This is a genomic window from Paenibacillus sp. sgz302148, assembly GCF_056120465.1.
Map to the genome: position 1 here is coordinate 153,777 of NZ_JBVYOJ010000015.1, position 14,563 is coordinate 168,339.

13 protein-coding genes are annotated in these 14,563 nt (G+C 51.1%); 8 read left to right on the forward strand and 5 right to left on the reverse strand.

What is annotated here, in order from left to right:
- Positions 1–92: 92 nt before the first annotated feature.
- The 3 genes from AC0LWM_RS22010 to AC0LWM_RS22020 form a co-directional block, all read right to left on the reverse strand.
- On the reverse strand, positions 93–455 hold the full coding sequence (locus AC0LWM_RS22010; protein WP_474677139.1) for a hypothetical protein: 363 nt from the start codon (positions 453–455) through the stop codon (positions 93–95).
- Between the two features lie 150 nt (positions 456–605).
- The gene (locus tag AC0LWM_RS22015; RefSeq protein ID WP_474677140.1) at positions 606–908 is read right to left on the reverse strand and encodes a hypothetical protein; all 303 of its coding nucleotides are present in this window, start codon (positions 906–908) and stop codon (positions 606–608) included.
- A 45-nt stretch (positions 909–953) separates the two neighbouring features.
- Positions 954–1,859 (reverse strand): LysR family transcriptional regulator, encoded by a 906-nt coding sequence (locus tag AC0LWM_RS22020; RefSeq protein WP_474677141.1) that lies wholly within the window; start codon positions 1,857–1,859, stop codon positions 954–956.
- 103 nt (positions 1,860–1,962) lie between these two features.
- On the opposite strand from AC0LWM_RS22020, the gene tkt reads away from it, so the two are divergent.
- On the forward strand, positions 1,963–3,987 hold the full coding sequence (tkt, locus tag AC0LWM_RS22025) for a transketolase (protein WP_474677142.1): 2,025 nt from the start codon (positions 1,963–1,965) through the stop codon (positions 3,985–3,987).
- A 49-nt stretch (positions 3,988–4,036) separates the two neighbouring features.
- Here the strand turns inward: tkt and aroB are convergent, their stop codons facing one another.
- Positions 4,037–5,179 (reverse strand): 3-dehydroquinate synthase, encoded by a 1,143-nt coding sequence (gene aroB / locus AC0LWM_RS22030; RefSeq protein ID WP_474677143.1) that lies wholly within the window; start codon positions 5,177–5,179, stop codon positions 4,037–4,039.
- Between the two features lie 332 nt (positions 5,180–5,511).
- Between aroB and rpoD the strand changes: the two genes are divergently transcribed.
- From rpoD to AC0LWM_RS22055, 5 genes are all read left to right on the forward strand, one after another.
- Complete coding sequence (rpoD, locus tag AC0LWM_RS22035; protein ID WP_474677144.1) at positions 5,512–6,624, forward strand: RNA polymerase sigma factor RpoD; 1,113 nt, start codon at positions 5,512–5,514, stop codon at positions 6,622–6,624.
- 138 nt (positions 6,625–6,762) lie between these two features.
- The gene (locus tag AC0LWM_RS22040; RefSeq protein ID WP_474677145.1) at positions 6,763–7,278 is read left to right on the forward strand and encodes a P-loop NTPase family protein; all 516 of its coding nucleotides are present in this window, start codon (positions 6,763–6,765) and stop codon (positions 7,276–7,278) included.
- Between the two features lie 80 nt (positions 7,279–7,358).
- Positions 7,359–7,847: a GNAT family N-acetyltransferase gene (locus AC0LWM_RS22045; protein WP_474677146.1), complete on the forward strand. Its 489-nt coding sequence runs from the start codon at positions 7,359–7,361 to the stop codon at positions 7,845–7,847.
- Positions 7,828–8,400: a nucleotidyltransferase family protein gene (locus AC0LWM_RS22050; RefSeq protein WP_474677147.1), complete on the forward strand. Its 573-nt coding sequence runs from the start codon at positions 7,828–7,830 to the stop codon at positions 8,398–8,400. Before AC0LWM_RS22045 ends, AC0LWM_RS22050 begins: the two co-directional genes overlap by 20 nt.
- Before the next feature lie 81 nt (positions 8,401–8,481).
- Positions 8,482–9,261 (forward strand): class I SAM-dependent methyltransferase, encoded by a 780-nt coding sequence (locus tag AC0LWM_RS22055; protein ID WP_474677148.1) that lies wholly within the window; start codon positions 8,482–8,484, stop codon positions 9,259–9,261.
- 19 nt (positions 9,262–9,280) lie between these two features.
- Here AC0LWM_RS22055 and AC0LWM_RS22060 read toward each other — a convergent pair whose 3' ends face one another.
- The gene (locus AC0LWM_RS22060) at positions 9,281–9,958 is read right to left on the reverse strand and encodes a TetR/AcrR family transcriptional regulator (protein WP_474677149.1); all 678 of its coding nucleotides are present in this window, start codon (positions 9,956–9,958) and stop codon (positions 9,281–9,283) included.
- Positions 9,959–10,229: 271 nt separating this feature from the next.
- Here AC0LWM_RS22060 and AC0LWM_RS22065 point away from each other — a divergent pair, with 271 nt between their 5' ends.
- Together AC0LWM_RS22065 and AC0LWM_RS22070 are read left to right on the forward strand one after the other, a co-directional pair.
- Positions 10,230–11,783 (forward strand): DHA2 family efflux MFS transporter permease subunit, encoded by a 1,554-nt coding sequence (locus tag AC0LWM_RS22065; protein WP_474677150.1) that lies wholly within the window; start codon positions 10,230–10,232, stop codon positions 11,781–11,783.
- A gap of 450 nt (positions 11,784–12,233) precedes the next feature.
- A complete protein-coding gene (locus AC0LWM_RS22070) occupies positions 12,234–14,402 on the forward strand; it encodes an acyltransferase family protein (protein ID WP_474677151.1) in 2,169 nt (722 codons plus the stop codon).
- Positions 14,403–14,563: the final 161 nt, after the last annotated feature.

Sequence of the window (14,563 nt, forward strand, 5' to 3'; positions counted from 1 at the left end):
TAATTGGGATGCAGTTCAGGTGCGGCCTTATTTTGTTGACCTGACTGCTGCCCGGTTCAGAATACGAGGCAGAGCCCGAATAGCCTTGCGTTTCACTTCCTCCGGCATAATTTCAGGTTCCAGCTATCCGATCGGCTTAAAGACTCGGTTTTTTTACCGGCATTTCGCGCGCTGATCACTAGAAAAATAATAACCGTCGACCCCGTCGTGTTGTTGAATAACACTTTGTTCGGCTTCAGGTCGCCGGATCCTCCTCGTGCCCGGAACACGCCCGGAGAAGGCAATGCTTCGACGATGAACACGAATTTGTCGCTGCTTAACAGAAAATTCAACTCTTTCAGCCGCAGTTTTTGGCCATTTTGGACATCAATGACGATTTGCTGCAGCTCGATTTTTTTCCCCGGCCCGACGGGAATATCTGCTTTGCCGCCCACGATTCCTCCAATTTGTAACATCGGATCACCTCCACGATACGTTGTATGTTATCGTATTCGGACGAGTCGCCGATGTTTATGCGAATGTGATGCGGCAAACCGCATATTTTCATAGATTCGAGCAAGGATTGAAAGTTTTATAGAACCTTTCGATACGCGAATCCCGGAATGCTAGCGGATACGGAACCGATCCAGCTGATCCCATAGCCGTTCTTTTTCCAAGATTTCGCGCTGTTTTGTTCCGATTAAGTCAAAATGCGGGAATGACTCCCGGTTGTGGATGTATTTCGGATTTAATCCATTGGCGATACACCAATCGGACAATCGTTTTCGATCGGAGCAGCCAACCTTCGTAACGGTCCGTGAACCCGGGAACCGCGGGTCCAGCCAATAATGCGTCAAAAAAGCGATTTCGCCCCGTTCGACGGCTTCTTTCCATTGTTTCAATTCCGCTCTTGTAATGCCGAAAGCCATGATTTACCCTCGTTTCTTCTCTTTTGTATGTCACGTAAGCCGATATTACAATGGTTGCCCGGAAGGCTCCACTTCTAGATATTTCCTTAGGAATACGTTGGATGAAGCTGCTAAACGGCGGTTTTTTACATATACGATACCAATCTTGCGGGCAGGTATCGTCTCGGCAATGTTCAATTCCGCCAATTCGCCGCGTGCAAGTTCCGTTTCGACGAATTGCTTCGTTACGAAGGAGATGCCGAGCCCGGCTTTGGCGAATTCAATGAGCAAGTCGACGCTGGCGACTTCGATTTCCGGTTCGATCGCAACGCCATGCTGCAAGGCGAAATGTTGGATGAACTGCCTCGAGGTGCTAGCCTTCGCGAATAAGATAAGTGGAAGAGCGGCAAGCTCCCGGATGGGGAATCGTCGCTCGAGCAAATGGAAGTACCTCGGCCCGGCGACGAAAATATCTTGTACGGTTATCGTTTCCGTAATGACGAGCGATTCGTCCTGCAAAGGCAGGCGAACGATGCCGAAATCGATGCGACCTTCCTTGACATAACGGACGATTTCTGGCGTCGTCCCATGCTGCAGGTTCAACCGAATGTGCGGGTGATCATTGCAAAATCGTCCGAGCGAGGGCAGCAAATAATATTTGCACAACGAATCGCTGCTTCCAAGGCGCAATTCGCCGCGAACGAGCCGGTTCATCTCGGCAATTTGGCGCTCTCCCGTTTCCAGCGAGAGGAAGGCATGTTCCACTTGAGCGTAGAGCAGTTGTCCTTCTTCAGTTAACGTGACGCCTTTTGGCCCGCGGTTGAACAAGGCTACAGCGAGCTCGTTTTCAAGCTGCTTGATCGCATGACTGACGGTCGGTTGGGTGATGAATAACCGCTCGGCTGCCCGGGATAAATTTTGTTCTCTTGCCGTCCAATAAAAGACGCGGTACAGCTCCAGATTGGCGATCATCCATAGACTCCTTCTATAGCTCATATGCAAAGCATCGATTTTATATATAGAGATACGATCATTATAATCAGTTTTAACACAAATGGAAATGGATGTGATGAATATGGGGAAATCAAGCCAATGTGATGTTGAACAATTGGCGGTTACGACGATCCGGACGCTCGCGATCGATGCGATTGACAAGGCGAATTCAGGGCATCCGGGTATGCCGATGGGGGCTGCGCCGATGGCCTATCAGCTGTGGGCTCATAGAATGAAGCATCACGGGGGAAATCCTTCGTGGATTGACAGGGATCGGTTCGTATTATCGGCGGGTCACGGGTCCATGCTGCTATACGGCTTGCTGCACTTGTTCGGCTACGGACTCTCGATAGAGGAGCTGCGCAGCTTCCGGCAATGGGGAAGCTTAACGCCGGGACATCCCGAATACGGCCATACGCCCGGCGTCGATGCGACGACCGGCCCGCTCGGCCAAGGGTTCGGCATGGCGGTTGGCATGGCCATAGCCGAGGCGCATTTGGCCGCCGTCTATAACCGCCCAGGCTTTCAAGTGATCGACCATCGTACTTACGCCATATGCGGCGATGGCGACATGATGGAAGGCGTCACGGGCGAAGCCGCTTCATTGGCGGGTCATCTGAGGCTCGGGAAGCTGATCGTATTCTACGATTCCAATGATATCTCGTTAGACGGCGATTTGAGCATGTCGTTTTCGGAGAACGTGCAGCAGCGTTACAGCGCGTATGGCTGGCATGTTCAAAAGGTTGAGGACGGCAACGATTTGAAGGCGATCGATGCGGCGATTGCCGCAGCGCAAGCGGATCCGCGTCCATCCCTCATTGAGGTGAAGACGGTCATCGGGTATGGCAGTCCGAACAAAAGCGGAAAAGCCGGGGAACACGGCTCGCACGGCGTTCCGCTCGGCGTGGAAGAGACGAAACGGACAAAACGATTTTATGGATGGCCCGAGGATCGGGAATTTTACGTTCCGGAAGAAGCAGCCGAACATTTTGACGAATGTAAGAGGAAAGGGCAAGAGGCGGAAGAGGAGTGGAACAAGCGGTTTCAGGCATATCGGTTGGCTTATCCGGAGCTTGCGGCGCAATTGGAGCTGGCGATGAGCGGGGAGCTTCCGGCAGGATGGGAGGACGAGGTGCCGATGTATTCGCCGGAGGATGGCCCCATTGCTACGCGATCGGCTTCCGAACATGCGCTCAATGCGATCGCTTGCCACGTGCCGTATCTGCTCGGCGGTTCGGCCGATTTGGAAACATCGACGAAGGCCGCGATTCGGTATGCAGGCCGGTTCACGCCGGACGACTACGGACAGCGAAACGTAATGTTCGGCGTTCGCGAATTCGCGATGGGGACGGCAGTGAACGGGATGCTGCTGCACCGGGGTGTGCGTGCTTTTGCAGCTACGTTTTTCGTCTTCTCGGATTATGTTCGTCCCGCCGTCCGCTTGGCTGCGATCATGAAGCTGCCCGTTATCTTCGTATTCACGCATGACAGCATCGCAGTCGGCGAGGATGGGCCTACGCATGAGCCGATCGAGCAATTGGCTTCGCTTCGCTGCATGCCGGGAATTACCGTGCTGCGGCCGGCGGATGCCAATGAAACAAGCTGCGCCTGGCGATTCGCGATGCGCAACGACTCCGGGCCAACCGTGCTCGTTCTGACCCGACAGGCGCTGCCGATACTGCCTGGCACGAGGGAGAAAGCACCGGACGGCATCAACCGCGGAGCTTATGTGTTGTCCGACGTTTCATCCGGCAGACCTCATGCGCAAATCATCGCAACCGGTTCTGAGGTGCGGTTGGCCATAGACGCGCAGCAGCTATTATTGAAGGAAGGGATTTTAGTTCGAGTCATTAGCATGCCGAGCTGGGAACTGTTCGAGAAGCAAACCCAGTCTTATCGGGATGCCGTGATCGACCCGGAGGTTGAAGCGAATCTCGCAGTGGAGATGGGATCTCCGCAAGGCTGGCATTATTATACAGGGAGGAAAGGCGACGTGCTTGGCATCAGCCGTTTCGGAACATCGGCTCCGGCTGCCAGGATTATTCAGGAATTCGGATTTACCGTCGATCATATAGTGGAGCGGGTCAGAGCGCTGTTGGTGCGATAATGGTTGCATGACAAGAAGGAAGTTCCCTCGCGGAAACTTCTTTCTTGTATTATTTGTTCACATAAGACATCTCTGCAATCGTCTCGTACAAAATCCGTTCCGGGATTTCCGTTGAATACGATCCTTCGTCGAATGGTTTGATTTTGCCGATTCCGTCCATGAGGACAAAACGTATTTTGCCGCTGCGAACTTTTTTGTCGGTGTACATTTTGTCTACGAGTTGGGAAGGGGTAAACTGCGCCGGAATTTCCAGATTGAACCCTGCACTTTGAAGTAAAAGGCAAACCCGATCCCGTTCCTGTTCGGTCAAATATCCGAGCTTACAGGCAAGCCACGCTTGAAAAGCCAGACCTATCGCCACCGCTTCGCCATGCAGCAGCTCGTACCCGCTTAACGCCTCAAGCGCTCTTCCCGCCGTGTGCCCCAAATTCAGCACCTGCCGTAGATTGGTTTCTTTTTCATCCTGCTCGACGACCCGATATTTCAACTCGCAATTTTTGAGCGCAATATGGTTGCATACATCCGGATCCAGAACGAGATTGCTGCCGGACAAGATTCGTCCCATGTTCGACTCTAAATATTCGAAAAACGTATAATCTTCCATGCAGGCATGCTTGATCGTTTCCGCCAGCCCGCTGCGGAATTCGCGAATCGGAAGCGATTTCCACGTATTCAGGTCGATGTAGACTTTGCGAGGCTGATAGAAGGTGCCGATCAAATTGGTCGCAACCGGCGTGTTTACGGCGGTTTTGCCGCCGACCGAAGCATCCGCCGCAGAGAGCAGCGTAGTCGAATAGTTGATATAAGGTACGCCGCGGCAAAAAGTGCTGGCCACGAAGCCCGACAAATCGGAAACCATGCCTCCTCCAAGCGCGATGATGCAGCAGTCTCTGCCGTAACCGAGCTCCAGCAGCCGATCCTCGATCCGGGCTTTTGTTTCGCGCGTTTTGGACGCTTCGCCGCTCGGCACTTCGAGCAAATCACATGCATAACCGCCGGCTTGAAGCTTTAGGATGAGTTCATTCCCATAGACGGCGCCAACCTTCGAGTCCGTAATGACGGCAATTTTGGAAGGCTGGCCGGCAAGGCCCTGTTGTAAGTCGGCGATCAGACGATCGAATAAGTCTCGTCCGATTTCGATTTCGTAAGAATCATCGATGATGCGTCGAAGCTGTACTTGGAATTTCGTCATGGAAATCCTCCTTCGTCCAAGATGGTAGACGGATTTATCGGTAAAGAATACCACTTCGCATCGCGGAATTCAATACAAAAAAAGCTGCTGCCTGCATCGAGGAGCAACTTGATCTTCCAGAATATTCATATTATAGCTAAACAAAACTATTGCAACGTTAACGTGACTATGTTACAATTACGGACAGCGAAAAGCTATGATTTCATAAATCATATCATACACAACTTGAATTGTCAATTGTGAATTTCCAGACGCAGGAATGAAGGAAAATGCATGGCGCGTCTTGAATATTATGTTGTATAGGTTTATTTTTTTGTGGGGGGAGCTGGCGTATGACACACGATCAAAACGCGGAAACAGAACTTACGCTTGAACAGGCAAAAGAACAGCTGATAGAACAAGGAAAACAAAGCTCTTCTCTTGCGTACGAACACATTATGGAAAAGCTGTCTGCGTTCGATCTTGATCCGGAACAAATCGACGGTTTCATTGAGCAGCTCTCTGAGCAAGGCATTCAAATTGACGATGAGTCAGATAACGAAAGGAATTTCGGAGGGTCGGATCAAGAGCACGAAGACCATCCGTTTGACGACGATTTGTCATTGCCGCCAGGTATGAAAATCAATGATCCGGTTCGGATGTACTTAAAGGAAATCGGGCGCGTTCAGTTGTTGTCAGCCAAAGAAGAAGTAGACTTGGCCAAAAAAATCGAGCAAGGCGACGAATATTCGAAGCAGCGATTGGCCGAGGCGAACCTGCGGCTTGTCGTCAGCATCGCGAGACGTTATGTCGGACGAGGCATGTTGTTCCTTGACCTGATTCAAGAAGGCAACATGGGTCTGATGAAGGCTGTCGAGAAGTTCGACCATTCCAAGGGCTACAAGTTCAGCACCTATGCGACTTGGTGGATTCGTCAAGCGATTACGCGTGCGATTGCGGACCAAGCAAGAACGATTCGTATTCCGGTCCACATGGTGGAGACGATCAACAAGCTCATTCGCGTTCAAAGACAATTGCTGCAAGATTTCGGGCGTGAACCTACGCCGGAAGAAATCGGCGCTGAGATGGATATATCGACGGACAAAGTACGCGACATTATGAAAATCGCTCAAGAACCGGTATCGCTCGAAACGCCGATCGGCGAAGAGAACGATTCCAACCTGGGCGACTTCATCGAGGATCACGATGCGCTCGCTCCTGCCGATGCCGCGGCTTTCGAACTGCTGAAGGAGCAGCTGGAAGGCGTGCTCGATACGCTCACGGAGCGGGAAGAAAACGTGCTTCGCCTGCGGTTTGGGCTTGACGACGGACGTACGCGAACGCTCGAGGAAGTCGGGCAAGTGTTCGGCGTCACGCGCGAGCGTATTCGCCAAATCGAAGCGAAAGCGCTGCGTAAATTGCGGCACCCAAGCCGTAGCAAGCGGTTGAAGGACTTTTTGGAATAATAATCGATTATCGGATGAACAAGTCAGTCTGCTTCGTAAGCGGCTGGCTTGTTTTATTTTATGTCGAAAGAGGGAATTCCAGTTTTTTCTCGAATATGTAGAACGTATGTACGATCAGATGCATTGGGGAGAGTTTAGATGACAAAAATCCATCTCGTTGGCGGCTGTGCCAGCGGGAAAACGTTTGTTGCCGGAATGATGTCGGCTGAGCTTGGCGTTCCTTCTTTCGCTTTGGATGATTTGGTGTGGACGCAGCAAGGAGGCGTGAAAAATCCCGATCACTTGCGTGATCAAAGTCTCCTTGCGATAGTTGCTCAGGATCATTGGATCGTCGAGGGCGTTTATCATAAGTGGGTGCATCCGAGCTTTGAGCAAGCGGATGTTATTTTTGTCATCCAGCCGCCGTTGATTGTTCGTCAGGCCAGGACGATAAAGCGTTTTATCAAGGCTAGACTCGGTTTGGCGCCAATGGGGTATAAGCAAAGCTTCAAGGACTTATCCCGCATGCTTAGGTGGAATATCAAATACGAAAAAGTGAATCTGCCGGAGATTATCGCGGCAACCGAACGATATGCGTGCAAGCGATTTATCGTGCGGGATAACCCGCAAGTGCTGGAGATTTTGAAATCCGACAAGTATAAGAGCACATTCTAATTTTGAGGTACATTTTGACAGAAGCGAGGATTTACTCGGCAAGCGAGAATATTGCAGCTTTTATATGAGGGGGTATTGTAATGAACCGCCTGCGTTTAAACCATCTGAACGCCGATAATTTGAGTCATCTGAAGGAATGGCACGAAGACCCGGAGACCAAAAAGCGCATTTCGATCGAGGATTTGGATCAATTTTATCAGTATGTTCAAGGGAAACTTGATTATTGGGTATGGCTCGTTTCCGAAGGAGACGAGTTGGTCGGGGAATTGTCCGTGGAGATCATTGCTTACAAAAAAGCGTCCATTTCTTATCAGATAAAACCATCAAAGCGCTACCAGGGCTACGGAAAAAGACTTTTGAAGCTGTTGATCGAGATGAAAGAGTCTTTACATATCGATACCATTGAAGCTTGGGTAGATGACGATAACAGGAGCAGTATGCGCTGTTTGGAAAGCGTCGGATTTATCCGGGTTAATGAAGAGCCTAACGAATACAGCTGTTATATATATCGCCATGAGATCGTTGAGCGGAACGGAAGGAAGGATATCCATGCTGGAGCAACAGAGTGAAGCCGAACTGGAGCGGCAGTTCATCGAATATTTGACGGAGCAGCCGTCGATTATGGAGGATTTGCAGCGGGTTCGGAAGTTGAAGCTGCCTGAGTGCTATATCGGTGCGGGGTATATTCGAAGCTGCGTTTGGGACAAGCTGCATGGGTACGACTACCGGGGCAGGCACGACGACATCGACGTCGTTTATTTTGATCCGGAACATATGGACGAACAACGCGACGAACAGCTGGAATATGAACTTATTGAGCAAACGGGCAATCCGAAATGGTCGGTGAAAAATCAAGCGAGAATGCACCTTCGTAACGGCGTTCCGCCTTATCGGTCTACGTGGGACGCACTCAGCAGATGGCCTGAGACAGTCACTGCGATTGGAGCAAAGCTCGACGAAGATAACAATATCCAGCTATGCGCCCCTTACGGGCTGAATGATCTGTTTCGGATGACGGTGAGACAAAGTCCATTGTTCGAGGACAAAAATAAATTTTTGAGCCGAATCGAACAAAAGCGGTGGAAGAAGCTTTGGCCGCAAGTCATTATCGTAACTGACTAATTTTTGTTATCTATCCGATCGAAATGTTTGTTTTTATTTTATACGGACATCGTTGTAACCTGTAGTTGAGGTGATGAAACGATGTCTGTTCAGTTTGGAAATGTGTCGGAGGATTACGCGAAGTATCGGGATGCACTCCCCGATGTGTTGTTCGAGCAGCTAGCGGAGCGAGGAATTCGGTTCAAGGATGCGAATGTGCTGGATTTGGGAGCGGGGAGCGGCATATTTTGCAGGCAGCTTGTGGAGCAAGGGGCGAAGGTTACAGGAATAGAACCGTCTCGTTCCATGATCGAAACCGCCAAGGCATTGGATCAAGAGGCGGGATTTGCCGGATCGATACGTTACGTGGAAGAGGCGGCCGAAGCGATCGAGCTGCCGGACCGCTACGATGCCGTTACGGCTGTTCGTGCGTGGCATTGGTTCGAGCGCGACAAAGTACTGGAACAAATCAAGAAGCATCTCGTGTCAAGCGGGCTGTTGGTCATCATCAACTCCGTATTTCTGGGGAGCTCTGACGTTGCCCAAATTACGTTTGATGTCGTCCGCAATCTCGGAATCCCCATGAACCCGCCAGGTTCTTATGCGGAAGCGAAGGAACGGCGGAACGGCTTCTCGGCCGGGTGGTTCGAGGAATGGGAACGCAGCTCCTTCCGTTTGCTTGCCGAATGGCAGCACGAATATACCGTACCTTATTCGCATGAGCAATGGTGCGGCAAAATCAGATCCGTCTCTTGGATGACGGGATGTTCGGATGAAGTCCGGAACAAAATGACGGAAGAGCTGCTCCGAAGGCTGTCTGGGCAGGAGGCGACCATGCATGTTCCGCATCAATATTCGGTTGTCGTATTACACTCGATCTGATCATTCAATAGTCCCCGGTCTAAGTCAGATCGGGTTTTTTGTTCTGTAATCCCTGAACAAAAATACGCTGGATTATCGCAATAAATTGTTCCTTGCTGTAGCCGAGCTCCTTGCACTGATACCTATAGTGACCCGGGCTAATGGCGGAAAGCATGCAATTCGCGGCTAATTTCGAATCGATGTCCTCGATTTCCCCTTGCTCGACGGCAAGAGAGATCAATGAAGCAAGCAGATTGAGCAGCCGCTGAATGAGCGGACGTTTGTGTACTTTAAATGTTTTATCGTTAGCGAACGTTGAATTGATCATCGATAACAAATCTGCTCGTTCATCCATGAAGTCAATAATTCGAATGACGATGTCGTTCAATTGAACGCAGGCGGATTGTTCCCGGTTAAAGCGGGTTTCGAGATCGTCGAAAAAAGCGGTCGTTGTCGTTTTGAGCAAATCCGCGTAGATTTCGCCGACATTCGTATATCGTCGGTACAGCGTACCTTGGCCGACACCGGCCGCTTGCGCGATTTGATACATGGAAATCGAATCGATTCCATGCGTTTCGATCAGCTCTCGGGTTGTGGACAGGATCAACTGCCGGTATTCATAATCTCGTTGTTCCCTCCGGCTGGATCCGGTATTGGACGGGTTGTCCTCGTGATCCGGAGGAGGTTCTGATGAACGGCAATTCCAAGGAAATTCCAAGCGGATACGCTCCTTCACAATAAAATTAAAAAGAAAAGATTGACATTGCGGACAATTGTCCGTAATATTGAATCGCGGACAATTGTCCGCTACTAGTATAACATGTTCAGCGGCTCATGTGCTCCCTAAAATATCGAAAAGCTTCGGCTCGAACCCGAAGGCTTTTCTTCAGAGCGGGAAGTATCCGGCTATGCCGGCTCAAGCTTTCTTGACTCTTGAATCAATCGTTTATCGAGCCCCATGCAGTAGTTGATCGAAGGAGGATGGAACGATGAATCAAGCAGCCGCGCCGGGTCAAGCGAACCCCGAATTTCGAGTGCTCAGCATCATTGCACCGCTGCTGGCTATTATTACCGGCATCTTTATGGTCATTCTCGACAGTACGGCGATGAATGTGGCGTTATCCAAGCTTGTCGAGGATTTCCATACGCAGCTACCGACGCTGCAATGGACCGTTACAGGTTATATGCTAGCACAAGCGGCGGTCATTCCGCTAGCAGGTTGGTTGTCCGATCGCTTCGGCGCCAAAAATGTTTTTCTGACTTCGGTTTTTTTGTTTACGTTAGGTTCCGTATTGTGCGCTTTGCCTGACAGCGCCGAATGGCTTATTATTTTCCGCGTCATTCAAGGGCTTGGCGGCGGATTTGTCATGCCGGTGGCGATGGCATACGTGTATCGGTTAAGCCCGCCGAACAAGGTCGGGCAGGTGATGGGGATGATGGGCGTTCCGATTCTGCTTGCTCCGGCGATCGGTCCGATTTTATCCGGCTGGCTGGTCGAATACCATTCGTGGCGATGGATTTTTCTCATTAACTTGCCGGTTGGCATCATCAGCATCATTCTCGGCATCACCCGGCTGCCGAAGGTCGGGAAGCAGAAGGTCGCCGGCTTCGATCTTCCGGGGATGATTCTCGGACCTCTTGCGTTTGCTTCCTTGTCTTATGGCGTAACGCAAGGCGCCGAGAGCTGGACGTCGGATAAAACGCTGATCGGCCTTATTGTGGGTGGCGTTGCGCTGATTTCCTTCATCATCGTGGAACTGCGCGCAAAAATGCCTTTGCTGGATTTGAGAGTATTTCGTTCGATCGATTTTTCGTTTGGCATCGTCGCACAGTGGGTCGTTCAATTCTGTTTGTTCGGCGCCATCTTCCTGCTGCCGCAATTTTTGCAGCAAGCCAGAGGACTTGGGGCGTTCGATACCGGGCTTACGTTATTCCCGCAAGCGATCGCTTCCGGCCTCATGATGCCGATCGGCGGTTATTTGTTCGATAAAATCGGCGTCCGCTGGCTTGTTGTCATCGGTTTGAGCCTCGTGTCCGGTGCGATATTCCAATATTCGTACGTCGACATTACGACCGAGGGCAAAGATTTACTTCTGCCTCTGATTATGGCTGGAGCAGGCATGGGCCTCATGATGATGCCGCTCAACTCGCATCTGATCAACAAAGCGCCAAGGGAACTGGTCAGCCGCGTGACTTCGCTGACAAGCGCCATGCAGCAGGTCGTCAATTCGCTGGCGATTGCGATTCTCGTTACGGTACTTACATCCAAGATCACGAACCTGGTTACAGCGGCTCAACAGGCTGCAGGAACCGCAGGCCAGACGCAAAATGCATCTCAGGCCGGGGACGCTGCGAAGCAGGCGATGCTGAAGTTTGCCGCGGAAGGGTTCGATTATACGTTCAGCATTATGTTTGTCATCGCCTTGTGCGGCATCGCGCTTGGACTTCTGCTCCGGCGCGGGGCGGCAAACGCAGGCGGCAGCAAAAAGGCGGAATCGGCGTCCTCCGACGTGGCGGCGATGGAAGGTCTCCATATGGGTTAATTCATGGATGAAGCATGCGATAAGCATGCTTCATTTTTCTGTCAAACGAAGTCGAACGGCTTGGCCAAACCGATGCCGATCTATAACTGGACAAAGCCCGAATATGGGCTTTTTTCTTTTTATTAGGGCATTTGCCGTTTGCGCATTTTTTATTTTGAAAGTAGTGAACTTCTGTGGCGGAAGCCGCGTCTACAATACATACAATGAAACAGAAAGCGAGGGATAGGGATAAAAGAAGGGCTTGGATGATGCTGCCGAACAGCTGGCAGCAAACAATAGGATTCGCTTGCGTTTTGTCGAAATTTGTCGAATTAGTCATGATGTGAAAGGGCAGAAGGAACATGGAGTACAACTTGGGAAACAATCGGCGCGTGAATGGAAAGAACCGTAAGATCAGGAAGGAAAATCGGAATACCGCAAGCGTAATCCGCCGCAAAGGAGAATGCAGCCATGCTTAAGCCGTTACAGCAGAACGGACGCTACATGCCTGGATTAGACGGGCTTAGAGCTTTGGCTGTTTTTGCGGTCATCGCATACCATTTGAACTTTTCGTGGGCACAAGGAGGATTGCTTGGCGTCGGCGTATTTTTTGTCTTGTCCGGCTACCTCATTACCGATCAGATCATTGCCCAGTGGAAGCGCAACGGGCACCTTGCGCTTAAAGATTTCTGGATTCGGCGGGCCAGAAGGCTGCTGCCGGCAATGTTAGTCATGCTGCTTGTCGTCACCGCTTGGATCGCGCTGTTCGATCGATCCAGATTAAACGCGCTTGGCGGCGATATTTTATCATCGATCACATATGTCAACAATTGGTGGCTTATATTTCATAAAGTATCGTATTTCGAAAGCTTCGGTCCCGCATCGCCTCTTGGCCATTTATGGTCGCTCGCCGTTGAGGAGCAGTTTTATCTGTTATGGCCATTAATCATTGTCGTCGGATTGCGGTTTGCCCCGCAGCGCGGCAAGCTGGCCTTGCTGACGATGGCGGGTGCAGCTGTATCCGCGTTCGCGATGATCCTTTTATACGACCCGGAATTGGACCCAAGCCGTGTCTACTACGGAACCGACACTCGAGCATTTGGGCTGTTGATCGGCGCCGCGCTCGCCATCGTCTGGCCGAGTTCTAAACTGAAGGAGCAGGTGTCGTTCAAATCAAGGATTACTCTTGATCTCGTCGGATTGCTTGGATTAGGCACGATCCTGCTCATGATCTATCAGACCAATGAATATGACAGTTCATTGTATTATGGCGGCCTCGTGCTGCTGTCGATCGTCACCGCCGTAGTTGTTGCCGTTCTGGCGCATCCGGCAAGCGGGATCGGCAAGGCGATGGGTTCCGGCATCTTACGATGGTTCGGGATTCGTTCCTACGGAATTTATTTATGGCATTATCCTATCATTGTGTTAACGAGTCCCGAAGTGGATACCGGCGAAATCAATGTGCTGCGCATCCTGCTGCAATTGAGCGCAACGATTCTGCTCGCGGCATTGTCTTACAAATATATTGAAGATCCGATTCGCCGCGGCAATTGGCGCGGGTTCTGGAACCGTGAGACGGGCAGCCGGATACAGAGGGGACGCGACCGCGTCCGGTCGAGAAGAAGGGCATGGATGCTCGGTATTGCCGGTTCCGTGCTGCTGCTAGGCGTGTTCGTATCCATGCTGAATTCGGACCAGACGTCCGTCGTATCTGCAGGAGCTGACGGAACGGTTGTACAGAACAAGCATGAGGACCCTGCGTCGCAGCCAGGCACAACGGTTATACCGAACGTACCGAATCCGGATGGTCCTGATTCCGATACGCAGAAGCCGGAGGACAAGGTTCAAGACGACAAGAAGCCGGACACGAAGCCGGACAACCAGCCGGATAAGGATTCAGGCAAAGGGTCGGGCAAAGAGTCCGGCAAGCAGTCGAACGGCAGTACACAACCTAAACCGGATACAAGCAAGCCGAATTCATCCCAAACCGAGAAGCCTGCAAAGGATAACGGAAATGGCTCGAACGATGTGGTCGTATCGAAGCCCGATACAGAGACGAAGCCGCAGCAGCCCGATGGCATTGGCAAAGGCATCGTCGCCATTGGAGATTCCGTCATCCTGGATGCCCAGCCTTACTTAGAGAAGCAGCTGCCAGGCATTCTCGTGAACGGCAAGGTAGGCCGGCAATTCGCGGAAGCGCAAAGCATCGTGGATGGGCTGGTCGCAAGCGGGAAAATCGGCAATCAGGTGATTATCGAGCTGGGGACGAACGGTCCGTTCACGAAGAAGCAGCTCTCCAAACTGATTACATCGATTGGAGATAAGAGGCATGTCATTCTCGTTAACGTTCGCGTGCCGCGCAAATGGCAGGACACGGTCAATACGACGATTGCGGAAGTCGCCGCCGATTACCCGAACGTGACGGTCGTGGACTGGTATTCGGCCAGCAAAGATCATGACGACTTCTTCTATAAGGACGGCGTCCATCTGAAGCCGAAAGGCTCTCAGTACTACGCATCGTTGTTGATTCAGGAACTGCAATCCAAAGCGGCAAAATTCAACTCGGACGAGAAACCGGAAGATGCGCCGCAATTGGATGAGGAAGGTCAAATCGTACAGCAAGAAAAACCGCTCGGTTGAGCGGTTTTTTTGTTGCCGGCCATGGGGAATGAGTGTTCTATTCTCCAATTCGGCACATCTTTTTCACACAAGTGTAACAGGACTAGCCCATTAGAGCCATAGGATGAATGGAATTGTAAGGGTATCATAATAAAAAGCTTCAGATTATTTATTCATTCTAT